A 25,433-nucleotide genomic window follows, 5' to 3' on the forward strand; every position below is an offset into this window, starting at 1 on the left:
GCCAGCGTTCGTCCTGAGCCAGGATCAAACTCTCAATAAAAAGTTTAATCTCGCTCTTAAAACTTACTTGTAAAAAGAATTGCTGGTTCTAAATGTATTTCTATATTCTGTTCAATTTTCAAAGACCATTTTATTCCGCCGCCCTCAAGCGACTATTAAATCATATCACTAATTTCATGTTATGTCAACAACTTTTTAAAAATCTTTTTTCGAAGTTTTTTGGGTTGTTTCGATATGTCATCAGCGACGAGATTTATAATATCATACATACTAACATACATATAATTAATAATATTATTTTTCATGAAATTATTTTTATTTTTCTTTATTTTTCTATATATTTCTCTTTATTTCTATTAATGATACACTAGGATGAGATTACATGTATAACACCTTAAATATTAAGTTTTAAAGTAATAATTCCTTTTAATTTATGTAAAAAAAGGCTAAATGAAATTTAAAAATTCATTTAGCCTTCTATAACTATTATTTATTAGTATTATTATTTATCCTTATTATCTATTTTTAATAATTCATCCAATGAATCACTATTAACTTCGGATTCAATAACATCTATTTCTAATTCTGATTGCACTTCTTCATCTAAATCTTCTGAACCATCATTACTAATTTTTGTTATTGCAACTACTTGTTCTTCTTCTAATGTTCTCATAAGCTTAACGCCCATAGTACTTCTTCCCGTAACAGATACATCTTCTATATTAATTCTTATAGCAACACCACTAGTGTTTATTAACATTAATTCATCTTCACCTCTACATACTGTGGCTCCAACTACTTTTCCTGTTTTATCTGTTATTTTATATGTCATAAGGCCTTTTCCACCTCTATTTTGAACCTTATATTCAGTTATAGGTGTTCTCTTACCAAATCCATTTTCACTAACTACTAATAAATCTTCCTCATCTACTGCTATATCCATGCATACTGCTACATCATCATTATTTAATGTTATAGCTTTAACCCCTGAAGCTGTTCTTCCCATTGGTCTAACATCTTTTTCATTAAACTTAATTGCTAAACCATTTTGAGTAACCATTATTATGTTAGCATCTCCTCTAGTCATTTTAACTTTAAGAAGTTCATCTCCTTCTCTTAAGTTAATAGCTATAAGTCCACTCTTTCTTAAATTCTTAAATTCTGAAAGACTTGTTTTCTTAACTATACCATTTTTAGTTCCCATAAACAGATATCCATCTTCATAAACATCATTTACAGTAAGTACAGTTTCTATTCTTTCATCTGACTCTATTTGAATAAGATTTATTAAATTTGTTCCTTTTGCAGCTCTACCAGCCTCTGGTATTTGATATCCCCTTAACTTATATACTCTTCCTCTATTTGTAAAGAATAATATGTCAGCATGTGTTGAAGTAACCATTACATGTTCTACAAAATCATCTTCTTTAGTAGACATTGCCTGGATTCCCTTTCCACCTCTTTTTTGTGCTGAATAGACGTCAGAAGTAATTCTCTTAATATATCCTGAATGAGTTAATGTTATTACTATTTCTCTCTCTTGAATTAAATCTTCTACATCTATTTCATTAACATTTGCTTCTATTTCTGTTCTTCTTTCATCACTATATTTATTCTTTATTTCTAATAACTCATCTTTTATTACTGAAAGAAGTTTTTCTTCACTTTCTAAAATTGATTTTAAGTACTCTATTTCTTTCATAAGTGCATTGTACTCATCTTCAATTTTGTCTCTTTCAAGACCAGTAAGTCTTCTTAGTCTCATTTCCAATATAGCTTGACTTTGCTTCTCTGAAAGATTAAATCTTTCCATAAGTGTATTTTTAGCTATTTCTGATGTCTTAGAATTTCTTATTATACTTATAACTTCATCAATGTGATCTAAAGCTATTCTCAATCCTTCTAAAATATGTGCTCTAGCTTCTGCTTTATTTAATTCAAATAAAGTTCTTCTAGTTATAACTTCTTTTTGGAATTCTATATAATGTTTAAGTATTTGCTTTAAATTTAGTATTTGTGGTTGATTATCAACTAATGCAAGCATTGTTACCCCAAATGTATCTTGCATTTTTGTATGCTTATAAAGAAGATTTAAAACTACATTAGGATTTGCATCCCTCTTTAGTTCTATAACAATTCTCATACCTTCTCTATCTGATTCATCTCTTAAATCTGATATTCCATTTATTCTCTTGTCTTTTACTAATTCTGCTATATTCTCTATAAGCTTAGCTTTATTTACTTGATACGGTATCTCTGTAACAATTATTTTATTTCTATTGTTCTCTTCTTCAATTTCAGCCTTAGCTCTAACTATTACTTTACCCTTACCTGTTTCATAAGCTGATCTTATTCCTGATTTACCCATTATAGTAGCACCAGTTGGAAAATCTGGACCTTTTATAACAGTCATTAAATCAAGTACAGATAATTCTGGGTTATCTATAAGCATTATAGTACCATCTATAACTTCTCCTAAATTATGAGGAGGTATATTAGTTGCCATACCAACAGCTATACCTGATGACCCATTAACTAAAAGATTTGGAAATCTTGAAGGTAATACTGATGGCTCTTTCTCTTCCCCATCAAAATTTGGAATAAAATCTACTGTATCTTTACTTATATCTCTAATCATCTGAGATGCTATTTTATTCATCTTTGCTTCTGTATATCTCATCGCAGCTGCACTATCTCCATCTACAGAACCAAAGTTACCATGACCATCAACTAGCATATACCTCATTGAGAAATCTTGAGCCATTCTAACTAAAGCATCATAAACTGATGAATCACCATGTGGATGATACTTACCCAAAACTTCCCCTACTATTCTTGCACATTTTCTATAACCCTTTTCTGGGGCTAATCCTAATTCATGCATTGAAAATAATATTCTTCTATGAACTGGTTTTAACCCGTCTCTAACATCTGGAAGTGCACGACCAACTATAACACTCATAGCATAGTCTATATAACACTTTTTCATTTCGTTTTTTATATCTACGGGTATAACTCTTCCCTCATTAAAACTCATGTACTTCACCTCGTATTTAGTACTAAATATCTAAATTACTTACTTGTTTAGCATTTTCTTGAATGAATTCTCTTCTTGGTTCAACTTTTTCGCCCATAAGTATTGTAAATATTTCATCAGCAGCCATAGCATCTTCTACAGTTGCCTTTAATAATATTCTTTGTTCTGGATCCATTGTTGTTTCCCAAAGTTGGCTTGCATTCATTTCTCCAAGACCTTTATATCTTTGAATATTTGTTGAATTATCTTTTCCACCAATTTCTTCTAAGATATTATCAAGTTCTTTGTCTGAATAGGCATAATAATCCTTCTTAGATTTTGATACTTTATATAATGGTGGTTGTGCAATATATACATGACCTCCATCTATTAATTCCCTCATATATCTATAGAAGAATGTTAATAATAATGTTCTTATGTGAGCTCCGTCAACATCGGCATCTGTCATTATTATTATTCTATTATATCTTATTTTTGATATATCGAAATCTTTTCCTATTCCAGCTCCAAATGCAGTTACCATTGATCTTATAGTATCTGAATTTAGAATTTTATCTAACCTTTGCTTCTCAACATTCATTATTTTACCTCTTAATGGTAAAATAGCTTGGAATTTTCTATCCCTTCCTTGTTTTGCTGAACCACCGGCTGAATCACCTTCGACTATATATATTTCACATTCCATTGGATCTTTTGATGAGCAATCAGCAAGCTTACCTGGAAGCGCTGATCTTTCAAGAACTGATTTTCTTGTAAGTTCTCTAGCCTTTCTCGCTGCATCTCTTGCCCTTGCAGCCATTAAAGCTTTATCTATTATAATTTTAGATATATTAGGATTTTCTTCTAAGAAGGTTCCAACCCCTTCACCAACTATTGAATCTACAATTCCTCTAACTTCGCTATTTCCTAACTTAGTTTTTGTTTGTCCTTCAAATTGTGGTTCTCCAATTTTTACTGATATTACTGCTGTTAAACCTTCTCTTATATCATCACCTGAAAGGTTTTTATCATTTTCTTTTAAATGACCGAATCTTTTAGCATAATCATTAAACACTCTAGTTAAAGCAGTTTTAAACCCAACTAAGTGAGTACCACCTTCTATTGTGTCTATATTATTAGCAAATGTGAATATATTCTCGTTATATCCATCATTATATTGAAGAGAAACTTCGACCATAACATCGTCTTTTAGACCTTCAACATATATAGGTTCTTCATGAAGAACTTGCTTATTTCTATTTAAATATTCAACGAATGATTTTATACCGCCTTCATAATGATAATTTTGTTCTTTATCATATCTTTTATCTATTAACGTTATATTTATTCCTTTATTTAAAAATGCAAGTTCTCTTAATCTTTGTGCAAGAATTTCAAAATCATATGTTAAATCGTCAAATATTTCAGAATCAGGTTTAAAATATACTGTTGTTCCAGTGTCTTCACTTGTTCCAACTATATCAAGATCACTAACAACAGCACCTCTTTCATAAGATTGTTTCCACATCTTACCTTCTCTTCTTACTGTTACTGAACATTCTTCTGAAAGTGCATTAACTACTGATGCCCCAACTCCGTGAAGTCCACCAGATACTTTGTATCCACCTCCACCAAATTTACCACCAGCATGAAGTACTGTCATTATAACTTCAACAGTTGGTTTACCCATCTTTGGATGCATACCAACTGGCATACCTCTACCATCATCTTCAACTGTTATTGAATTATCTTCATTTATAATAACTTTTATATTTTTACAATATCCTGCTAAAGCTTCATCTATACTATTATCTACTATTTCATAAACTAAATGATGAAGTCCTCTTGAACTAGTGCTACCTATGTACATACCAGGTCTTTTTCTTACTGCTTCTAATCCTTCAAGAACCTGTATTTGATTTTCATCATAACTTTGTTTTTTTTGTTCCAACATAGATTCCTCCTAAAATTTTATTTTGAATCCTATAGGCGAAGGCATCTTTGATCTATGGATTATAATCTAAATCTGTTCTTTTAGTTAGTGTTGATGAAGAAATAGGGGATAAGTATATTTTACTTTTCTTATCAACCTCTGCTATAACAAATGATTTTGGCTTATCTTTTGTTATTCTTTCCACAAATCCATCTTCTTCTGCCATTCTTAAAAATTGAATTGTATCAGAACTATACATTGTTGTTTGTAAATCAAAAATTCCAATAACATCTTTTATAGGCACTACAACATTCTCACCTAAGTGTAAAAACATTCAGAATTCCTCCTTCTATTTTGAGACTATTCCCTCTTTAACTTTAAATAGCTTTGAATCACCATTTAAGTAATTATTCAAATCTTCTATTCCAGTACATGTTATTATTGTTTGTATATCTTTAATAGAACTTAGAACATACCTTTTTCTATTGAAATCTAACTCTGATAACACATCATCTAATAAAAGTACTGGATATTCACCAGTTTTCTCTTTTATAATCCTCAAGGATGCAAACTTCATAGTAAGAACTGCCGTTCTCTGTTGACCTTGGGATCCAAAGCTTTTTGTATCAACATTGTTTATATAAACAGAAAAATCATCTCTATGAGGCCCATTGCCAGTTATCCCCTTATCCATATCTCTTTTTCTATTCTTTTTTAATGTTTCATAAAAATCATTTTGAATATTATCTAAATTTTTTATTGTAGAATTATATTTAAATTCAACATCTTCTTTTCCTGATGTAATATCCTTATGTATCTCTTTGGAATATTCGTTTAAAGACTTTAAATAAGATAATCTCTGCTCAATTATATAAGCTCCAAAATTTGATAACTGAAGATCATATATATCTAACATCTCTAAATCAAGATTTCTATTTTTTAGAATTATATTTCTTTCATTCATTACTTTATTGTATTGAACTAAATTATAATAATACTTAGAGTCTAATTGACATAATTCCATATCTATAAATTTTCTTCTTATTCCTGGAGAATCTTTTATAATTTTTAGGTCTTCCGGAGAAAACATAACAACATTAAAATTACCAAATAATTCTCCTATTTTATTTATTTTTACAGAATTTACCTTTATGATTTTTTTACCGTCTTTTAGGATGTTAATATCTATTTTTTTATCTAATCGATTTTTGCCAACACTTACACTTAGAAATGCAACTTCACTATTCCAATTTATAAGGTCCTTATCACGTGAAGTCCTATGTGATTTAGCAAAACCACAATAATATATAGCTTCTAATATGTTCGTCTTACCTTGTGCATTATCGCCCATAAAAACATTAACGTGTCTTCCTAAATCTATTTCTAAATTTTCATAATTTCTATAATTTATTAATTTAAGCTTTTTTACATACATTTATAAACACCCATATTAATTATATCATATTAAAATAATAAAAGCTTATGTTTATGAGAATGTAACTAATATAGTCCTCTAAATAAAGCTATATTACCTTATAGCTTTCCCCATCAAACTCAACTATATCGTTAATTCTTATTTTTTTTCCTCTTTGAGTACAAACTTCACCATTTACCTTAACCATTTCATCCATTATATATATTTTAGCTTCTGATCCTAATGATGCAATACCAGCCCATTTTAAAAAAGCATCTAATTTTATGAATTCTGTATTTATTTTAATTTCTTGCATTTTTATTCATAACCAATGCATATAATTTGAATATTTATGCATTGGTTTTCCTCCTTTTTTATCTTATTAATCTAACAGGTAATACTAGATATTTATAATTATCAGCATCTTTTGCTTTTATAATACAAGGACTTACACTTGAAGTCATTTCCATTACAACTTCTTCATCTTCAAAATTCTTTAAAACATCAATTAAATATCTTGAGTTAAATGCAATTTGAATTTTTTCTCCTTGCAGATTTATGAAAACTTCTTCTCTTACTTTTCCCAATTGAGAATTTGAAGTTATAACTAATGCATCATCTTGAACATCTAATTTAATAAGATTATTATTTCCATCTTTAGCCATTAAAGATGCTCTTTCTATTCCATTTTGAAGATCTTGTTTTTTAACAGTAACTAACAACTTATGTTCTTCAGGAAGTAATGACTTATAATTAACAAATTTTCCTTCTAAAAGTCTTGAAATTATTCTTGTTTTGTTTAAATTAAATAAAATATGATTATTTGTAAATGTTATTTGTACTAAATCATTAACATCTTCTAATATTTTTGATACTTCATTTAAAGTTTTGCCAGGAATTACAATTTCTATATCAAAATCACTATCTAAATATTCACTTCTTATAGCTAATCTATATCCATCTAAAGCAACTAGATTTAATGTTCTCTCTTTAACTTCGAACAATATTCCTTGAAGTATTGGTCTAGTTTCATCTTGAGCAGTTGCAAATGATGTACATTTAATCATATTTTTTAATATATTTTGTGGAACTTCAATTTGCATATTTTCATTTAGCTTTGGTAGTTCTGGAAATTCATCTGAATTCATATAAACTACATTGAATACTGATTTTTCACATGTTATTTGAACAGTATCATTTTCCATAGTTTCTATTTTTATATCTGAATTTGGTAATTTACGTATTATTTCACCAAATATTCTTGCATCTATTACAATACTACCTTCACTTATTACATCTGCTTCAACTTTAGTTTCTATACTAACATCCATATCTGAACCAATTAATGTTAATCCTTTTTTATTAGCATTTATGTATATACCTTCTAATACAGACATAGTTGATTTTCCTGTAATAGCTTTTTGTACTATTGATATTCCTTCTTGTAACTTTTGTTTTTCACATATAAAGATCATTAAATATCCTCCTTATTTATACACAGGTAAGTTTAGTTTAGTTTAGTTAGATAAATATAATTTATATAGTAATAATAGTAGTAGGGCATGTGGATATGTTGATAAGTATTCTAAAGCCAGTAAAATCAACAACATTATATAAAAAAATATTGTGGATAAGTCAGTAACTTTTTATACATCTTATCCACAGTTATCAACAATTTATTTTATTTAAATAGTTATCCACATGTTATTATAAAGTTATTATAAACAATTGTTGATAAGAATATAAAAATTAACCTTGTGTTAGTTTTTTTGTAATATCATCAATTGTATGTTGTAAACTTTCATCTCTATTTAAGTTATCAGATATTTTTTCATAAGCATGAATAACGGTAGTATGATCTCTACCACCAAATTCTTCACCTATTTTAGGCAAAGACATATCTGTTAGTTTTCTACTTAAATACATTGCAATTTGTCTTGGGTAAGAGACATTACGAGTTCTTCTTTGAGACTTTAAATCTTCAACTCTTAAATTGAAATAGTTAGCTACTACATCTTGAATTATTTCTATAGTAATGTGTTTACTTTGTTTTTTAGAAATAATATCTTTAAGAGCTTCAGATGCTAAATCTACTGTTATTTCTCTATTTGTTAAAGATGAGTATGCTACAATTCTAATTAAAGCACCTTCTAATTCTCTAATATTTGATTTTATTTTTGTAGCTATATATACCATTACTTCATTTGCTACATTTAATTTTTCTACATCAGCTTTTTTCTTTAATATTGCCATTCTAGTTTCAAAATCAGGAACTTGAATATCAGCGATAAGTCCCCATTCAAATCTAGAACGTAATCTATCCTCTAATGTAGGAATTTCTTTTGGTGGTCTATCTGATGATAAGATTATTTGTTTGTTTGCATCATGTAATGCATTAAATGTATGGAAAAATTCTTCTTGAGTTCGTTCTTTTCCAGCTATAAATTGAATATCATCAATTAAAAGTACATCTACATTTCTATATTTATTTCTAAAGTCTTCATTTTTATCGTCCTTAATAGCATTTATTAATTCGTTAGTAAACTTTTCTGATGAAACATAAACAACTTTTGCATTTTTATTATTTTGTAAAACATAATGACCAATAGCATGCATTAAGTGAGTTTTTCCAAGTCCAACGCCTCCATATATAAATAATGGATTATATGCTTTGGCTGGAGATTCAGCAACTGCAAGTGAAGCTGCATGAGCAAATCTATTACTATTACCTATTACGAAAGAATCAAAAGTATATTTAGGGTTAAGGTTTGTATTCATCTCATCATTTACTATTATTTTTTTATCATTATTTAAGCTTCTTTTTTGTTTTTTATTTTCTTCTTCATTACCCTGAACTTCAGAAGCTATTAAAAATTGAATTGTATAAAGTTTAGAACAAATTGCTTTTATTGAATTGGCTACTAAATCCTTATATCTTTTTTCAAGTATTTCTTGAGTGAATGCATTAGGAACACTAATTTTAATAGTATCAGAAGACATAGAAATAGGTTCGCAGCTTTTAATCCATGTATTAAAGCTAACTTCGCTTAATTCGCTTTTTATGATATTCAATGTTTTTTCCCACAATTCTTTCAGCTCTGCATCCATTTCCGATCCTCCATAAAAATTTTTATTTTATTTTTTTATAAATACAATACAATAATAACAACATATCAACAATTTATTAACAAAATAAGATTTATAAAAATATATGTATATAAAGATATTCACATGTTGATAATTATGTTGATTTAAATATAAAAATTAAAGTTATTAACATATGTAATTTATTAAATATTTAACAGTTTAATTTAACTCAAAATCGCATAAAATAATAAAAAAATTAGATTAATTTAAAAATTTTGAGAAAAAAAGAACAAGTTATCAACAGATATATCCACAGTTGTGGATAAGTTCCATTTAATAACAAGTTATTCACAATATATTAATTATGATACCATAAGTAAATAGGGGGATTCAATAAGTTATCCACAATTTTTAAAATATACTATCCTTAATTATCAACAATTAGCTATATTCTTGACATAATAAATGGATATATATATAATGATAAGGTAAATCTAAAATATGATAAGTATAGTTATTTTGCTATATAAATTTTTTATTGAAGGGAGTGTAGTGTAATGTTCATGACATACCAACCTAAAAAAAGACAAAGAAAAAAAGAACATGGCTTCAGAAAGAGAATGAAAACTGCATCAGGTAGAAACATTCTAAGAAAAAGAAGACAAAAAGGTAGAAAAAAATTAACAGCATAAGGGCCGCATTTTAGTGGCCTTTTTTCTACAATGTAGGAAAAAAAGGAGTATTAAATACCCATGATATACAGATTAAAAAAGAATAATGAATTTAGAATAGTATATAGAAGAGGTAAATCTATAGCTAATAATCTTTTGGTATTATATACTTATAATAATAGAAGAAACAGAAATATAGATGGAAGTCTTTATAATAAAATCGGAGTGTCTGTTAGTAAAAAAGTTGGAAATAGCGTAGTTAGAAGTAGGAGCAAAAGATTAATAGTTGAATCTTATAGATTAAATGAAGCTTCTATAAAAAAGGGGTTTGATTTTATATTTATTGCAAGAACAAATATGAAAGATAAAAGCTTTCATGAAGTTGAAAGAGCTATGAAAAATTTATTTAAGAAAGCAGGCCTATATAATGAAGAAGATAATTCTAATTCTGATTAGGTTTTATAGGAGAAATGTATCACCTTTAAAAAATTCATGTTGTAGGTATACTCCTACATGTTCACAATATGCTATAGATGCAATCCAAAAGTATGGGACTTTGAAAGGTAGTTTTATGGCTATTTGGAGAATTTTAAGGTGTAATCCTTTAAGTAAAGGTGGATATGACCCTGTTAAATAGAGTATGGGAGGAAAAAATTTATGATGACTTTGTTTCAACCGATAATTAAGTTTTTTACTATCATCTTTGATAAGTTGCATCAATTAATTATAAATGTTGGTATAACGGATCCAGGATGGGCTTATGTTTTAGCGGTTATATTATTAACGGTAATAATAAAAACACTTGTTTTACCATTTAGTATAAAATCAGTTAAATCAACAAGAAAGATGCAGGAGTTTCAACCTGTAATTAAGAAAATCCAAGAAAAGTATAAAAATGACCCTCAAAAGGCTAATATGGAAATGATGAAGGTATATAAAGAAAATAATATTAGTATGACTGGTGGATGTTTACCTATGTTGATTCCACTTCCTATATTAATGGCTCTTTATTACACATTTATGTATGGAGTACAAGGGATAAATGGAGTATCTTTCCTTTGGTTACCAGACCTTGCAGGAAAAGATCCTTATTATATATTACCAATACTTGCGGCACTTAGTACATTTATACCATCATATTTAATGACAAAAGCAAACCCAGCTGCAGAGTCATCAGGTATGAACATGATGCCAATGAATATTGGTATGGCGTTAATGATGGGATTTATGTCACTTAATTTCCCTGCAATTCTTGTTATATACTGGGTTATAGGTGGAATATATCAATTAGTTCAAACTTATTTCTTAAATGTTAAACCAGTTATGGAAACAAAGAAGAAACAAGAAGCTGAAGAGGCATTAAGAGTAGAAAATAAAACTAAGTTTGCTATGCCTAAAGAATATGATAAGAAAAAGAAAAAGAAGTAATATTCTTTAATATTATTTAGTATCGTATGAGAGTTGGTGAATAGGGTATATGAAATTTGTTGAAGTTGATGGAAGAAATGTTGAAGAAGCAATAAATTCTGCTTTAAAACAATTAAATGTTACTGAAGACAAAGTTACTATAGAAGTAATAGAGGAAGGTTCTAAAGGTTTTTTAAACCTTATAGGGGTAAAGCCTGCTAAGGTTAAAGTAACATTAAAAAGGGATTATATAGAAGAAGCTAGAAACTTTGTTAGAAGTGTGTTAGATTCAATGGGAGTTTTAGCTGAGATAAGAATAAGTGAAGAAAATGATACTGTAAAAGTTGATCTTACTGGTCCTAAGATGGGAATAATAATTGGATATAGGGGGGAAACGTTAGATTCTCTTCAGTATTTAATATCTTTAGTGATTAACAAAGGTCATGATTTTCCTTATAAAAAGGTTATACTTGATACTGAAAATTACAGAGCTAAAAGGGAAGAAACTTTAAAAAGAGTTGCTTTAAAATCAGCTAACAAAGTTAAGAAAAGTAAAAGGATTTTAAAATTAGAACCAATGAATCCTTATGAAAGAAGAATAATACATGCTGCATTACAAGGTGATGATAGAATTTCTACACATAGTGAAGGTGAAGAACCTTTTAGAAGAGTTGTAATAGCATTAAATAATGAAAAATAGTGCCAATTTTATTGGCACTATTTTTATTAAAAGTATTATATAAATAATTAAATATGGATTATTATAAAACATATAAGGCTATATTATATAAAAAAGACATATAAATTTGCAAATTTATATGTCTTTTTTTATATATTAATAATCCAAAAGATACAATATATAGCTTTGACTTATTAATTAGATTTCTGTAAAATTGATATTAGTCTTAATTCGGTTATATTAAACAAAAGAACGCTCTTTTAAGGAGGATTATATAATGAAAGAATTTGATACTATATGTGGAATAGCAACTGCACAAGGTGAGGGTGGAATTGCTATAATAAGAGTTTCAGGAAGTAAGTCATTAGAAATTGTTGGAAAAATATTTCAAGGTAAAAATAAATTTGATATAAATACTATGAAAACTTACACTATGAAGTATGGTAATATTATTGATATTTCAAGTGGTGAAGTTATAGATGAAGTTATAATAAGCTATATGAAAGGTCCTAGAAGTTTCACAGCTGAAGATGTTGTTGAGATAAATTGTCATGGTGGTGTTGTCTCAACTAACAGGGTACTTGAGGAAGTAATAAAGAGTGGAGCTAGAATTGCAGAACCGGGTGAATTTACAAAGAGAGCATTTTTAAATGGAAGAATAGATTTAAGTCAGGCTGAAGCTGTTATGGATATAATAACTGCTAAAACAGATTTAGCTATGAAGTCGGCTGTTATGCAAAGTGAAGGATTACTTTCCAGGGAAATAAATAGGCTTAGAAAATATCTTTTAGATGTTCTTGCACTTATTGAGTATGATGTAGATTTTACAGAAGATGATGAAGAACCAGATGAAACTGTTCCAATAAGAGTTTCAGAGAGCTTAGAAATTGCTATATTAGAGATGAAGAAATTAATAAATGGAGCTAATGAAGGTAAGATTATAAGAGAAGGTCTTAAAGTAACAATAATAGGTAAGCCTAATGTTGGTAAATCATCACTTATGAATGCATTACTTCAAGAAAAGAGAGCTATAGTTACTGATATTCCAGGGACTACAAGAGATGTAATTGAAGAATATATAAATCTTGGTGGTATACCTGTAAAAATAACTGATACAGCAGGAATTAGGGAAACTGAAGACGTTGTTGAAAGAATCGGCGTTGAAAGATCAAAAGAGAAGCTAGAAGAAGCAGATTTAGTAATATTAATGCTTGATACTTCAAGACCATTAGAAGAAGAAGATAGAGAGATTATAGAGTCAATAAAAAATAAGAAGGTAATAGTTTTATTAAATAAGGTTGATTTAGAGCGTAAGATAGATTTAGATGAATTAAAACATTTAGATAATTTCATTGAAATATCAGCTATGACAGGCTTTGGATTAGAGGATTTAAAAAATAAGATAAAGGATTTATTCTTTAATGGAGAAGTTGATAATGAGAGTTTAATAATAACTAATAGTAGACATAAACAAGCGTTATATAGAGCTTTAGAAAATTGTGAAAATGCACAGAATAGATTAAAAATGAATGAGTTTTTAGATCTTATTTCAATATATGTAACATCAGGATTGAGAGCATTAGGAGAAATTACAGGATCAGAGCTTGAGGAAGATTTAGTTAATAAGATATTTAGTGAATTCTGTGTAGGTAAATAGGAGGAAAAATATGAGATACAATGCTGAAGATTATGATGTTGTAGTTGTAGGGGCTGGTCACGCAGGTTGTGAAGCAGCTCTTGCATCTGCAAGAATGGGATTAAAGACATTAATATGCACAATTAACTTAGAAGCAATTGGAATGATGCCTTGTAATCCTAATATAGGAGGAACTGCTAAGGGACATTTAGTTAGAGAAGTTGATGCATTAGGTGGAGAAATGGGAGTTAATATTGATAACACCTATATACAATCAAGAATGCTTAATACATCAAAAGGTCCTGCTGTTCATTCATTAAGAGCACAAGCAGATAAAATGAAATATCAACAAAGAATGAAAAGAGTCTTAGAAAGTCAGGAAAATCTTTATGTAAGACAAGTAGAAATAGTTGATTTAATTGTTGAAAATGGAAAAATTAAAGGGGCTGTTTCTAAAAATGGAGCAATATTTGGATGTAAGGCAGTTATATTAGCTACAGGAACATATTTAAAGGCTAAAATAATAATTGGTGAAGTAAGTTATAACAGTGGACCAAATGGATTATTACCAGCAAATGATTTATCTCAAACATTATTAGATTTAGGAATAGAACTTAGAAGATTCAAAACTGGTACTCCACCAAGAGTAAATAGAAGATCAGTAGATTTTTCAAAGATGATAGAACAAAAAGGTGATGAAAAAATAGTTCCGTTTTCATTTATGAGTGAAAACATAGATAGAGAGCAAGTTTCATGTTATTTAACTTATACAAATGAAGATACACATAAGGTTATAAATAATAATATAGGAAGATCTCCTATATATAATGGATCAATAAAAGGAATAGGACCAAGATATTGCCCATCAGTAGAGGATAAGGTAATGAGATTTCCAGATAAGGGAAGACATCAAATTTTTGTAGAGCCAGAAGGTGATGATACAGATGAATTATATATCGGAGGATTTTCATCATCACTTCCAGAGGATGTACAAATTAAAATGTTAAGAACAATAGAAGGTTTAGAAAATGCAGAGGTAATGAGATCAGCATATGCTATTGAATATGACTCAATAAATCCAATGCAATTAAAGCCAACACTTGAATTTAAAAATATAGAAGGTCTTTATGGAGCTGGACAATTAAATGGTAGTTCAGGATATGAAGAAGCAGCTGCACAAGGTATAGTTGCTGGTATTAATGCTGCATTAAAGATAAAGGGCGAAAATCCAATGATATTAACTCGTTCAGATGCATATATAGGTGTATTAGTAGATGATTTAGTTACAAAAGGTACTAATGAACCTTACAGAATGATGACATCAAGAGCTGAATATAGATTACTTTTAAGACAAGATAATGCAGATTTTAGATTAACTGAAATTGGACATAATGTAGGTCTTGTAACAGAAGAAAGATATAATAAATTTTTAGAAAGAAAAAATAATATAGAGTCAGAGCTTGAAAGATTAAGAAATCTTCAAATAACTAATAAGGTAGAAAATAATAATATATTAGTTAAATTAGGAAGTACAGAGCTTAAAAAACCTATAAGTTTTTATGAACTTATAAAGAGACCAGAGCTTGATTATTTTATGGCAGTAGAGTTAGACCCTGAAAGACCAGAATATCCAGATAATGTTGGTGAACAAATAAATATTATGGCAAAATATGAAGGTTATATAACAAATCAATTGGAACAGGTAGAACAATTTAAGAAATTTGAAAAGAAATTATTACCTAAAGACATAGATTATATGGATGTAAAGGGATTAAGAACAGAGGCTATACAAAAATTAAATGATATAAAACCTATGAGTATAGGTCAAGCATCAAGAATATCAGGAGTATCACCAGCAGATATATCTGTGTTGCTAATATATTTAGAATATCATTATGGTAAGAAAGAAAAGCAAGATATCTAGATTCATAAAGGAGGAAAATATGGATTTTTATAATATTATGAAAACGGCAGCTGATGAGGTTAATATACAATTTGATGAACAAATGTATGATAGATTTATTAAATATATGAGATTAGTACAAGAGTGGAATCAAAAAATAAACCTTACTGCAATAACAGAAGATGAAGAATTTATAAAAAAACATTTTATAGATTGTATCAAAGCATTTAAGAGTGATGAACTTAAAAATGCTAAGACTATAATAGATGTTGGAACAGGAGCAGGTTTTCCTGGAATGCCAATAGCTATATTGAGAGAAGATATAGAAGTTACTTTATTAGATTCATTAAACAAAAGAATAAATTTCTTAAATTTAGTTATTAAAGAGTTAGGGTTAAAAAATGTAATAACTATTCATTCAAGAGCAGAAGATGGAGCAAGAAAAAAAGAATTAAGAGAAAAATTTGATGTTGCTACATCAAGAGCTGTTGCTAATATGGCTGTATTATCAGAATTTTGTTTACCTTATGTAAAAGTATCTGGATATTTTGTAGCTTTAAAAGGTCCTGCTATAGAAGAAGAGTTAGCTAATAGTGAAAAAGCATTAGATACATTAGGTGGAAAACTTTTAAGAGTTGATGAAACTATTATTGAAGGAACAGATTTAAATCATAATATAGTAGTTGTTGAAAAGATAAAACAATGTCCAAAAACATACCCTAGAAAAGCAGGAACCGTAGCTAAAAAACCAATAAAATAGATTATTATAATAAATATATATTATAAAAAAGCTTAATACAAAATAAAATCATAAAAAGAGGAAATAAATGTAATATAGCGAATTTAATATATATTTGAATATTACTGTAATTTTATAAGGGATGGGTAGAGCCAATATGAATAATGAGATATTAAAGATTGATATTAAGGATATAATTCCCAATACATATCAACCAAGAAAATACTTTGATGAAAATGCTTTAAATGAATTATCACAATCTATAAGGACACATGGAATAATTCAGCCAATAACTGTTAGAAAAAGGGGTGAATTCTATGAGTTAGTGGCAGGAGAGAGAAGATGGAGAGCGGCACAGCTTGCTGATCTTAAAGAAGTTCCTTGTAATGTAATAGATATTAATGATATGGAATCAGCAGAAATAGCACTTCTTGAAAACTTACAAAGAGAAGATTTAAATTTTATAGAAGAAGCAGAGGCTTATTACAATTTAATTAATGATCATAAATTTACTCAGGAGCAATTAGCTAGACGTATGGGTAAAAAGCAGTCTACTATAGCTAATAAGTTAAGAATATTAAGGCTTAGTAATAAGGTTAGAGAATTATGTGTTATTAATAATTTAACAGAAAGACATGCAAGAGCATTACTTTCTGTTCAAGATGAGAAGCTTCAATTAAGTATATTAAAAAAAGTTATAAAGGGAAGTTTAAATGTAAGACAAACTGAAGAACTTATAAATAAGGAGCTTTTAAAAATTGCAGGAAAAGAATTGAGTGGAAAATCTAAGAAAAAAATTAAAGCTATATTTCCAGCAAAATTATATGTAAATACTATAAAACAAGTATTTGATAAATTTAGTATACCTGCTAAATATAATGTTAATGATTCTGAAGAATATATAGAAATAAATGTAAGAATTCCAAAACAAAAGAAGTAAATAACTGTAAAATAAATCGCTAAAGTTTTAAAAACTTTAGCGATTTATTTATTTTTAAATTTACATTTATTAGCAAAATAAATAAAAGCTGAAGAATGTATTAAGATACTAGTTTTATCTTTTAATATGATATAAAAAAATATATAATATATTATGAAGAGAGAGGGGGTGCAAGGCTCTAAGATTGATTAGGGCTAACTGCGAATGAAGACAATTTGCATATTTAATCAAAAAGGTGGTGTTGGAAAGACAACCACGAATATTAATTTAGCAGCATATCTTGCCATGTCTGGTTATAAGGTGTTAACAATTGATATAGATCCTCAAGGTAATACAACTAGCGGGTTAGGAATAGATAAAAGAGGGCTTGAGACATCAATGTATGATGTTATAACATCTGATACAAGTTTGAAGGATGTTATTATACATAGTGATCTTATTTCAAACTTATATATAGCACCATCAACAATGGAACTTGCAGGGGCAGAGGTAGAAGTTATAGGAAAAGATGATAGAGAAAGAATACTTTTAAATAAAATAAATGAAGTTAGAGAAGAATTTGATTTTGTGTTTATTGATTGTCCACCATCACTAGGCGTATTAACAATAAATGCATTAACATGTTGTGATTCAGTTTTAATTCCAATTCAATGTGAGTTTTATGCATTAGAAGGAGTTGGACAACTTATAAATACAGTAAAACTTATAAATAAGTCATTAAACCCTAATTTAAAAATTGAGGGAGTAATTATGACTATGTATGATTACAGAACAAAATTAAGTAATGAAGTATTTAATGAGGTTAAGAATTTCTTTGGTGATGTAGTTTATGAAAATAAGATACCTAGAAATATTAGATTGGCAGAGTCACCAAGCTTTGGATTACCAATAATGCTTTATGATGAAAAATGTAAAGGTGCAGACGCTTATTCTGAATTAACAAAAGAATTTTTAAAGAGACAGAATATGGTGAAGGGTGATAAATAGATGAGTAAGAAGTTTGGTTTAGGAAAAGGATTAGGAGCTTTGATTCCAGATGAGGTTGAATCTAAATCAAAAGAGAAAGAAAAAAAGAATTCCAGTACACTTATACCATTAAATAAAATAGTAAACAACGCAGATCAACCAAGAAAATTTTTTGATAGTGATAATATAGCAGAGTTAGCTGAATCTATAAAAAACCATGGAATAATTCAACCATTAATACTAAAGAAAGATGGAACTAAATATACTATAATAGCTGGAGAAAGAAGATGGAGAGCATCTAAAATTTTAGGCATTAAAGAGGTTCCAGCAATAGTAATGGATTTAAGTGAGAAAGAAATATTAGAAGTTTCATTAATAGAAAATATTCAGAGGCAAGATTTAAATCCAATTGAAGAGGCTTTAGCATATAGAAAGTTAATAGAAGATTTTAAATTAACTCAGCAAGAATTAAGTAAAAGAATTGGAAAATCTAGAGTTGCAATATCAAATACAATGAGGCTTATAAACCTAGATGAAAGAGTTCAACAGTATCTTATTGAAAGTGTTATTTCTGAAGGTCATGGAAGAGCACTATTATCTATAGAAAATAAGGATTTGCAATATGAAATTGCTCAAAGAATAATTGATGAGAATCTTTCAGTAAGAGATGTAGAAAAGTTAATTAAAGATTTATTTAAAAAGAAAAATGAAATTAAAAAGGAAATAGAACAAAATCCTTATATAAATGATATTCAAAATAGACTTCAAGATTATTTCGGAACGAAGGTAAATATAAATTCAAAAAATAAAAAAGGAAAAATAGAAATAGAATATTATTCAGATGATGATTTGAATAGAATTTTAGAATTATTAAATATGTAATGTTTCACGTGAAACATGTTTCACGTGAAACACTTTTAAAGGAAGGACGGAAGAAAAAGTGGAAAATTTAATAGCATCATTAGAAAACTATTTACCTTACATATTAATAGGAATGGGAATAATAATTTTATTACTTCTTATCTTAGTTATTGTGTTATGGAGATCAATGAGTAAGTTGGAAGGAAAATTTAGAAGATTAATGAGGGGAACTACTACTAAAAATTTAGAAGAACTTATAAATAATAAATTAGATAGTGTTGAAGAAGCAACTAATGCTGCAAATGCTGCTGCATCATCATGTGAAGCTTTAAAAGTTGAAATGCAAGGATGCGTACAAAAAGTTGGTATAATGAGATATAAAGCTTTTGAAGATGTTGGAAGTGACTTAAGTTTCTCAATAGCTATATTAGATGGATATAATGATGGTATAATATTAACTGGTTTGTATGGAAGACATGATAGTACAACATATGCTAAGCCAGTTGATAAAGGTATATCAAGATATGAGTTATCAGAAGAAGAAGCTCATGTATTAAAGGAAGCTATGAATAGTAAATAAAATAAAAATGTACTTTACGATTTAATCATAAAGTACATTTTTATTTATATTTTATTTGAAAAAAGAGAAGGTGAATTATACTCTATTAATTTATTTATAGAGTATAATATTCCCTTTGAGATGGCTTCAGCTAAGTTAAAAACTGTATTTAAACGTGTATTTTGAAGTACCATAAATTGAGACTTACTATTTATATTAACAACACCTATTATACTTAATTCACCAACTGGAGTTAAATCTTTTTCTAACGCTAATCCAGGTAAAAGTGGAGAATTATTTATTAATACTTTACCTACATTTTGAAATTCACCTAATGCAGCATCAATTCCAACTATAAATGGATCATTAAAATTAGTATATATTTTATTTAATGTATCCTGTAAGTTTTGACAATGAATTGGATAATTTAATGAACCATATACATATATATTTTTTGAGTTATCTCTTACATTTTTTAAATTATGACCAACTAAAGGACCAAGTGAATCACCAGTTGACCTATCAGACCCTATACATAAAAAAACTATAGGTCTATTTTTATCAAATTCTGATTTTAATTTATAGTAAAGATATTCTCCAATATCAATAAAAGAATTATTTATTGTGCTATCTACTGAAATTTTATTTAACATAAAAAGCCTCCTTTTTTGAAATTATTTCCAAAGATGAGGCTTTTTATTCTTACATTTTATAATTCTTTATGAGCTTTTTCTAAAATAGATATTGTGTAATCTATTTCTTCATCTGTATTGAAATAGGAAATGCTGAGTCTTACAGTTCCTTCTGGAAAAGTGCCTATAGTTTTATGACACATAGGTGCACAATGAAGTCCAGATCTATTACTTATACCATTTGATTCTAAGTAAAATGATAGTTCTGATGTTTCAACTCCATCTAAATTAAAAGATATTGAAGTAGTTGAATTTTCTCCACTAATATCTCCATAAACTTTATACCTTTCCATTGAACTTATTGATTTAATTAATTTTTTATATAATTTTTTATTTTTGTTTTTTATATTTTCTATTCCAACGTTATTTATAAATTCTATTCCGTTAGATAGACCAACTATCCCAGGAATATTTAAAGTGCCACATTCAAATTTATCAGGCATAAAATTAGGTTGATGTATTTCATGAGATAAGCTTCCAGTACCACCTTCTAACAATGGTGTACATATTTCATTTAATTTATCATCTATGATAAATCCACCTATCCCTTGTGGTCCAAATAAACTTTTATGACCAGTAAAAGCTAATGCATTAGCTCCTATATCATAAAAATCAATAGGTACTGTTCCTGCCGATTGAGCTGTATCTATTATGAAGAATATATTATTTTTTTTGCATATTTCTCCGATTTCTTTAATTGGTTGAATAGTACCAATTACATTAGAAGCATGTGTAATTATTACTAGCTTTGTATTTTTTTTTATTAAATTTTCTATATCTTTAGGATTTATAAAACCATCGAAGCTTGCCTTAACAAAATCAACTTCAACATCAAGTTTTTCTTTACATGAAATTATAGGTCTGATTACAGAATTATGTTCTAATGATGAAGTTATTACATGATCACCTTTACGTAATATTCCTTTTATAAGGATGTTTAAAGACATAGTTATGTTATTTGTAAAAACTACATTTTCAAATTTATCATAGTTAAAAAATTTGGCTATTCTTTCTCTTGCTAAGAATATTTCTCTATTGCTTTCTAATGCATTTGAATGATTTGACCTGTTAGCATTTCCACCTATATTTACTAAGTAATTATAAATTGAATCGCTCACAACCTTAGGTTTAGGAAAGGTTGTGCTAGCATTGTCTAAATAAACTTTCATATTCTTACACCTTCTTCTATAATATTACATATATTCCATAAATAACAAAAATAATACCGATAATATACAAAACATAAGTCAATAAATTTGATGCTGTTTTATTAATATCTTTTTTTAATAATTTAAGTCCTTTTGAAGCTAGAATATTTAATACAATTAACCAGGACATGCTTCCAATAATCATAAATAATAAAGATATACAAAAAAATAAATAACCATAACTTTTCCAAACTGCTGCAACAGTTCCACTAAAAGCTATCCAAAAAGAAAAAGTTAATGGATTAATAAGTGTAATTATAAATCCAGACATGAACCCTTTTGATTTATTTGAATTTACAAATTTAGTTGAAACTTTATTAGCAGAAGTTTTATTTTTTTTTGAAAATTTAGCAAATATAATTAATACTATTCCAGAAATAATCCAAAATAAACCTTTAGAAAATTTGTTGTTATTTACCATACTAAATAATCCTAAATTTATTACTAGTAAATATGTATAATCAGCAACTAATGCACCCATAGATACTTTAAATCCACTCCAAAAGCCTTTGCTTAATGATCTGTTTACGGCCTCTAGCCCAGCAGGGCCAATAGGTATAGATGCAAAAAGTCCCGATAAAAAACCTATAAAAGGCGCTTTTATAATAGGCATCATAACAATCTCCTTCTATACATAAAGTTATGTATTTTATTATAAAACAAATATTAATACAATTCATTAAATTTGAATAAAAAGAGTATTATATTTCTTTATAAAATTTTTAAAATATATATAATATAGTTAGAATACATTTTAGAAGGAGAGAATTATGAAATATTATATAGTAGTATTTAAGAATACACATGATGCAATGGCTGGAGAAAAATATTTAAAGGAAAAGGGCTATAATTTTAGGATAATGCCAACACCTACTTTAATAACTCAAAGTTGTGGGATTTGTGTTAGATTTGAGGATGGAATAAATATTGAACAGGTAAAAAGTGAAAATTTTGAATATAAAAATGTATATTGTAAAGATGAAGATGGATATAAAGAAATGTAATTAAAACTTTAGGGAGAGTGGAGAGATGAAAAATTTTCTTTTTGATTCATCTGTTTGGACAGAAAAATTTTATAAGGTTGCTATTGAAACATTAGATTATGTAGTATCAAAAGGTATTAAAATTATTATTGTAGTATTTTTAATGTTTATATGTATAAAGATAGGAAATAGAGCAATAAAAAAATTTGTTGATAGACAAGTTAATAATCAAAATTCTAGATTATCAATTAATCCTCAAAAAGCAATTACTGTTGGTGCTGTAATGCATAGTATATTAAAATATGCAGTGTATTTTATAGGACTTGCGATAATATTATCAGATATATTTAAGGGAGTATCATTAACTGTAGCTAGTATTGGTGGTTTTGCATTAGGTTTTGGTGCACAAAGCTTAGTACAAGATATAATAAATGGATTTTTTATATTGTTTGAGGATCAATATGGAGTAGGGGATTATGTTACTATAGGAAATTTTGAGGGAATAATAGATAGTATAGGAATAAGAACAACTATATTAAAGGATTTTAATGGTGACTTGCATTTAATACCTAATGGAACAATAAAAGAAGTTACAAATCATTCAAGAAATAATATTAGGTTTATTGTCGATGTATCAATAGCTTATGAGCAAGATATTGATAATGCGCTAAGTGTAATAAGAGAAACTTGTGATAAGTTTCAAGAAAAGTATAAAGATGATGTTCCAAATCCTATTGATATATGGGGAGTAACTGCACTTGGAGCATCAGGAGTTAATATAAGAGTCGTTGGTTTTAGTAAACCAATGAAGCAATGGGCTATGGAAAGAGAGCTTAGAAAAGAAATAAAAGAAGCGTTAGATAAGGCAAAAATAGAGATTCCTTATAATAAAACAGAAATAATAGTTAAAAATGAGTAATAATAAATTTTTAAATTTATAGAATGGAGGAATATAATTGGTAGAAAATTTTAATTTAGGCGATATAGTTGAAATGAAAAAACAGCATCCTTGTGGAGAAAAAAATTTTGAAATAACAAGAATTGGTGCAGATATAAAGATAAAATGTGTCGGTTGTGGAAGAATTATCATGATACCAAGAAGTAAATTCCAAAAAGGTGCAAAAAAAATAGTTCATAAGGCAGAAAATTAACAAAAGTTCTTGAAAAAGTAAAATTATAATGATAGAATTATAAATTGTAATCCCTGCTGTGCAAAGCACAGCCGTTAGTCCGAGGGGAGGAGGTGAAAATGATGAGAAAGTACGAAACTATATTCATACAACACCCATCACTTGACGAAGAGGTAGTTAAAGCTAACATCGAAAAGTTTAAAGGTGTAATCGAAAATGGTGGAGGAACTGTAGAAAACGTTGATGTTTGGGGTAAGAGAAAGCTTGCTTACGAAATCTCAAAAGTTAGCGAAGGATACTACACATTAGTAGAATTTACAGCAAACCCAGAATTACCAAGAGAATTAGAAAGAGTATTCAGAATTACTGATGGTCTTATAAGACACATCGTAGTAAGTAAGGAAGCGTAAGAGAGGTGATATTGTAATGAACAAAGTTATACTTTTAGGTAGACTTACAAAAGATCCTGAATTAAGATTTGCAGCAGGAAGTGGTAATGCAGTTACTAGATTTTCAGTTGCAGTTACAAGACAATTCAAGAGAGATGAGGCTGACTTTATCAATTGCGTAGCATTTGGAAAGCAAGCTGAGACAATAGCACAATATCTTACAAAAGGTAGCCAAATCGCAATTACTGGAAACATCAGAACTGGTAGTTACGATGCACAAGACGGTTCAAAGAGATACACTACTGATGTAGTTGTAGAAAGCTTTGAATTTGTTGGTGGTAAGAGTGGCAACAGCGCTGGATCATTTAATAATGATTTTGGCGGAAATAATTCTGATTATTCAAAGCCAGCAAACGATCCGTTTGGTGGTTTCGATGATGACATGACTCCTGTTGATGACGGAGATATGCCATTTTAGAGATTTTCAAGGTAAGGAGGTTTAAGTGATGAGAGAAAACAACAGAAGATCTGGTAGAATGAGAAGATCTAAGAGAAAAGTTTGTGCTTTTTGTGTAGAAAAAGCTGAATCAATAGATTACAAAGATGTAGCTAAGTTAAGAAAGTATGTAACTGAAAGAGGAAAGATACTTCCAAGAAGAATTTCAGGAACATGTGCTAAGCACCAAAGACAATTAACTACTGCAATCAAGAGATCAAGAAACATAGCATTATTACCATTCACAACTGAATAGTAGTAATTAAAGAGTACTACAGAATTTGTATTTCTGTAGTACTCTTATTTTTTGCAAAAAATTATCAGCTTCTTGCATTAGTAATAGAAAAAAATTAAAATATACATACAGGGTATTTGTGGGAGGGGTATTTGTGAGAAAGAGAGATTTAAATATTATGAGAAATGTAAAAATCATAGATAATCTAAAGGCTCAATTAATAAGGGTTATAGGTGATTTTTATACATTATTAACTAGAGGTAGTAATGTAGCTGAAGAAGCTATTGTTGAATGTATAGCAGGAGCTATAATAATCTTATATGTGTTAGGAGAAAAACTAGGATATTCTCTACCTGAGATAGATCATGAGATGAAAAAGAAGCTTGATTTTGGGATAAGATCAGAAGATGAAGTTGAAAAAGAAGGAAAGAGCTTGAGTAAACTTAAGGAGTATATTTCAAACAGAAGAGACTAATAATTAAATAGGAG

The 25,433-nt window shown here is 28.2% G+C and carries 29 protein-coding genes; 19 read left to right on the forward strand and 10 right to left on the reverse strand.

Annotated elements, in window-relative coordinates; all coding sequences use genetic code 11:
* Nucleotides 1-502: 502 nt before the first annotated feature.
* From gyrA to dnaA, 7 genes are all read right to left on the reverse strand, one after another.
* Nucleotides 503-3,037 carry a DNA gyrase subunit A gene (gyrA, locus tag AC4FQ1_RS11845; protein WP_491169763.1) on the reverse strand — a complete coding sequence of 845 codons (2,535 nt, stop codon included), beginning with the start codon at nt 3,035-3,037 and terminating at the stop codon, nt 503-505.
* Nucleotides 3,038-3,059: 22 nt separating this feature from the next.
* A complete protein-coding gene (gene gyrB / locus AC4FQ1_RS11850; protein ID WP_303129388.1) occupies nt 3,060-4,970 on the reverse strand; it encodes a DNA topoisomerase (ATP-hydrolyzing) subunit B in 1,911 nt (636 codons plus the stop codon).
* A gap of 52 nt (nt 4,971-5,022) precedes the next feature.
* Nucleotides 5,023-5,283 (reverse strand): extracellular matrix regulator RemB, encoded by a 261-nt coding sequence (gene remB, locus AC4FQ1_RS11855; RefSeq protein WP_024614014.1) that lies wholly within the window; start codon nt 5,281-5,283, stop codon nt 5,023-5,025.
* A gap of 15 nt (nt 5,284-5,298) precedes the next feature.
* On the reverse strand, nt 5,299-6,384 hold the full coding sequence (gene recF / locus AC4FQ1_RS11860; protein ID WP_303129391.1) for a DNA replication/repair protein RecF: 1,086 nt from the start codon (nt 6,382-6,384) through the stop codon (nt 5,299-5,301).
* A gap of 88 nt (nt 6,385-6,472) precedes the next feature.
* Nucleotides 6,473-6,679: a S4 domain-containing protein YaaA gene (gene yaaA, locus AC4FQ1_RS11865; RefSeq protein ID WP_491169764.1), complete on the reverse strand. Its 207-nt coding sequence runs from the start codon at nt 6,677-6,679 to the stop codon at nt 6,473-6,475.
* A gap of 58 nt (nt 6,680-6,737) precedes the next feature.
* The gene (dnaN, locus tag AC4FQ1_RS11870; RefSeq protein ID WP_491169765.1) at nt 6,738-7,838 is read right to left on the reverse strand and encodes a DNA polymerase III subunit beta; all 1,101 of its coding nucleotides are present in this window, start codon (nt 7,836-7,838) and stop codon (nt 6,738-6,740) included.
* 274 nt (nt 7,839-8,112) lie between these two features.
* Complete coding sequence (gene dnaA, locus AC4FQ1_RS11875; protein WP_303129395.1) at nt 8,113-9,471, reverse strand: chromosomal replication initiator protein DnaA; 1,359 nt, start codon at nt 9,469-9,471, stop codon at nt 8,113-8,115.
* Between the two features lie 536 nt (nt 9,472-10,007).
* On the opposite strand from dnaA, the gene rpmH reads away from it, so the two are divergent.
* The 12 genes from rpmH to AC4FQ1_RS11935 all read left to right on the forward strand — a co-directional run bounded on the left by rpmH (nt 10,008) and on the right by AC4FQ1_RS11935 (nt 19,832).
* Complete coding sequence (gene rpmH, locus AC4FQ1_RS11880; protein WP_024614019.1) at nt 10,008-10,142, forward strand: 50S ribosomal protein L34; 135 nt, start codon at nt 10,008-10,010, stop codon at nt 10,140-10,142.
* A gap of 60 nt (nt 10,143-10,202) precedes the next feature.
* Nucleotides 10,203-10,577 carry a ribonuclease P protein component gene (rnpA, locus tag AC4FQ1_RS11885; protein WP_303129398.1) on the forward strand — a complete coding sequence of 125 codons (375 nt, stop codon included), beginning with the start codon at nt 10,203-10,205 and terminating at the stop codon, nt 10,575-10,577.
* On the forward strand, nt 10,549-10,758 hold the full coding sequence (gene yidD, locus AC4FQ1_RS11890; RefSeq protein WP_303129400.1) for a membrane protein insertion efficiency factor YidD: 210 nt from the start codon (nt 10,549-10,551) through the stop codon (nt 10,756-10,758). Before rnpA ends, yidD begins: the two co-directional genes overlap by 29 nt.
* Nucleotides 10,759-10,778: 20 nt before the next feature.
* A complete protein-coding gene (gene yidC, locus AC4FQ1_RS11895) occupies nt 10,779-11,549 on the forward strand; it encodes a membrane protein insertase YidC (RefSeq protein ID WP_491149435.1) in 771 nt (256 codons plus the stop codon).
* Nucleotides 11,550-11,598: 49 nt separating this feature from the next.
* Entirely contained in the window at nt 11,599-12,228 is a 630-nt protein-coding gene (gene jag, locus AC4FQ1_RS11900; RefSeq protein WP_303129402.1) for an RNA-binding cell elongation regulator Jag/EloR, read from the forward strand.
* Nucleotides 12,229-12,484: 256 nt separating this feature from the next.
* Complete coding sequence (gene mnmE, locus AC4FQ1_RS11905) at nt 12,485-13,864, forward strand: tRNA uridine-5-carboxymethylaminomethyl(34) synthesis GTPase MnmE (RefSeq protein ID WP_491169766.1); 1,380 nt, start codon at nt 12,485-12,487, stop codon at nt 13,862-13,864.
* A 10-nt stretch (nt 13,865-13,874) separates the two neighbouring features.
* Entirely contained in the window at nt 13,875-15,767 is a 1,893-nt protein-coding gene (mnmG, locus tag AC4FQ1_RS11910) for a tRNA uridine-5-carboxymethylaminomethyl(34) synthesis enzyme MnmG (RefSeq protein ID WP_491169767.1), read from the forward strand.
* A 19-nt stretch (nt 15,768-15,786) separates the two neighbouring features.
* Entirely contained in the window at nt 15,787-16,506 is a 720-nt protein-coding gene (gene rsmG / locus AC4FQ1_RS11915) for a 16S rRNA (guanine(527)-N(7))-methyltransferase RsmG (RefSeq protein WP_303129410.1), read from the forward strand.
* 136 nt (nt 16,507-16,642) lie between these two features.
* Nucleotides 16,643-17,425: a nucleoid occlusion protein gene (noc, locus tag AC4FQ1_RS11920; protein ID WP_491169768.1), complete on the forward strand. Its 783-nt coding sequence runs from the start codon at nt 16,643-16,645 to the stop codon at nt 17,423-17,425.
* Between the two features lie 204 nt (nt 17,426-17,629).
* Nucleotides 17,630-18,412: a ParA family protein gene (locus AC4FQ1_RS11925; protein WP_491169769.1), complete on the forward strand. Its 783-nt coding sequence runs from the start codon at nt 17,630-17,632 to the stop codon at nt 18,410-18,412.
* The gene (locus AC4FQ1_RS11930; RefSeq protein ID WP_491149444.1) at nt 18,413-19,273 is read left to right on the forward strand and encodes a ParB/RepB/Spo0J family partition protein; all 861 of its coding nucleotides are present in this window, start codon (nt 18,413-18,415) and stop codon (nt 19,271-19,273) included. It abuts the gene before it with no gap.
* 58 nt (nt 19,274-19,331) lie between these two features.
* A complete protein-coding gene (locus AC4FQ1_RS11935) occupies nt 19,332-19,832 on the forward strand; it encodes a DUF4446 family protein (protein WP_303129414.1) in 501 nt (166 codons plus the stop codon).
* Between the two features lie 44 nt (nt 19,833-19,876).
* On the opposite strand, the gene yyaC is transcribed toward AC4FQ1_RS11935, so the two are convergent.
* The 3 genes from yyaC to AC4FQ1_RS11950 are packed head-to-tail and all read right to left on the reverse strand — an operon-like array spanning nt 19,877 to nt 22,327.
* Nucleotides 19,877-20,464 (reverse strand): spore protease YyaC, encoded by a 588-nt coding sequence (gene yyaC / locus AC4FQ1_RS11940; RefSeq protein WP_491149446.1) that lies wholly within the window; start codon nt 20,462-20,464, stop codon nt 19,877-19,879.
* A 56-nt stretch (nt 20,465-20,520) separates the two neighbouring features.
* Nucleotides 20,521-21,672: an aminotransferase class V-fold PLP-dependent enzyme gene (locus AC4FQ1_RS11945; protein WP_303129416.1), complete on the reverse strand. Its 1,152-nt coding sequence runs from the start codon at nt 21,670-21,672 to the stop codon at nt 20,521-20,523.
* Between the two features lie 16 nt (nt 21,673-21,688).
* Nucleotides 21,689-22,327 carry a LysE family translocator gene (locus tag AC4FQ1_RS11950; protein ID WP_303129417.1) on the reverse strand — a complete coding sequence of 213 codons (639 nt, stop codon included), beginning with the start codon at nt 22,325-22,327 and terminating at the stop codon, nt 21,689-21,691.
* 154 nt (nt 22,328-22,481) lie between these two features.
* On the opposite strand from AC4FQ1_RS11950, the gene AC4FQ1_RS11955 reads away from it, so the two are divergent.
* The 7 genes from AC4FQ1_RS11955 to AC4FQ1_RS11985 all read left to right on the forward strand — a co-directional run bounded on the left by AC4FQ1_RS11955 (nt 22,482) and on the right by AC4FQ1_RS11985 (nt 25,419).
* Nucleotides 22,482-22,715 (forward strand): putative Se/S carrier protein, encoded by a 234-nt coding sequence (locus AC4FQ1_RS11955; protein WP_303129418.1) that lies wholly within the window; start codon nt 22,482-22,484, stop codon nt 22,713-22,715.
* A gap of 25 nt (nt 22,716-22,740) precedes the next feature.
* Nucleotides 22,741-23,613 carry a mechanosensitive ion channel family protein gene (locus tag AC4FQ1_RS11960; protein ID WP_303129419.1) on the forward strand — a complete coding sequence of 291 codons (873 nt, stop codon included), beginning with the start codon at nt 22,741-22,743 and terminating at the stop codon, nt 23,611-23,613.
* Nucleotides 23,614-23,650: 37 nt separating this feature from the next.
* The gene (locus AC4FQ1_RS11965) at nt 23,651-23,845 is read left to right on the forward strand and encodes a DUF951 domain-containing protein (RefSeq protein ID WP_303129420.1); all 195 of its coding nucleotides are present in this window, start codon (nt 23,651-23,653) and stop codon (nt 23,843-23,845) included.
* A 101-nt stretch (nt 23,846-23,946) separates the two neighbouring features.
* Nucleotides 23,947-24,234 carry a 30S ribosomal protein S6 gene (gene rpsF, locus AC4FQ1_RS11970; protein WP_024614036.1) on the forward strand — a complete coding sequence of 96 codons (288 nt, stop codon included), beginning with the start codon at nt 23,947-23,949 and terminating at the stop codon, nt 24,232-24,234.
* Between the two features lie 16 nt (nt 24,235-24,250).
* Complete coding sequence (locus AC4FQ1_RS11975; protein WP_491149449.1) at nt 24,251-24,691, forward strand: single-stranded DNA-binding protein; 441 nt, start codon at nt 24,251-24,253, stop codon at nt 24,689-24,691.
* A 28-nt stretch (nt 24,692-24,719) separates the two neighbouring features.
* Entirely contained in the window at nt 24,720-24,965 is a 246-nt protein-coding gene (gene rpsR, locus AC4FQ1_RS11980; protein WP_024614038.1) for a 30S ribosomal protein S18, read from the forward strand.
* Nucleotides 24,966-25,098: 133 nt separating this feature from the next.
* Nucleotides 25,099-25,419 (forward strand): MazG-like family protein, encoded by a 321-nt coding sequence (locus AC4FQ1_RS11985; protein WP_303129422.1) that lies wholly within the window; start codon nt 25,099-25,101, stop codon nt 25,417-25,419.
* The last annotated feature ends 14 nt before the right edge of the window (nt 25,420-25,433 follow it).

Source organism: Clostridium sp. TJA020 (assembly GCF_058310295.1).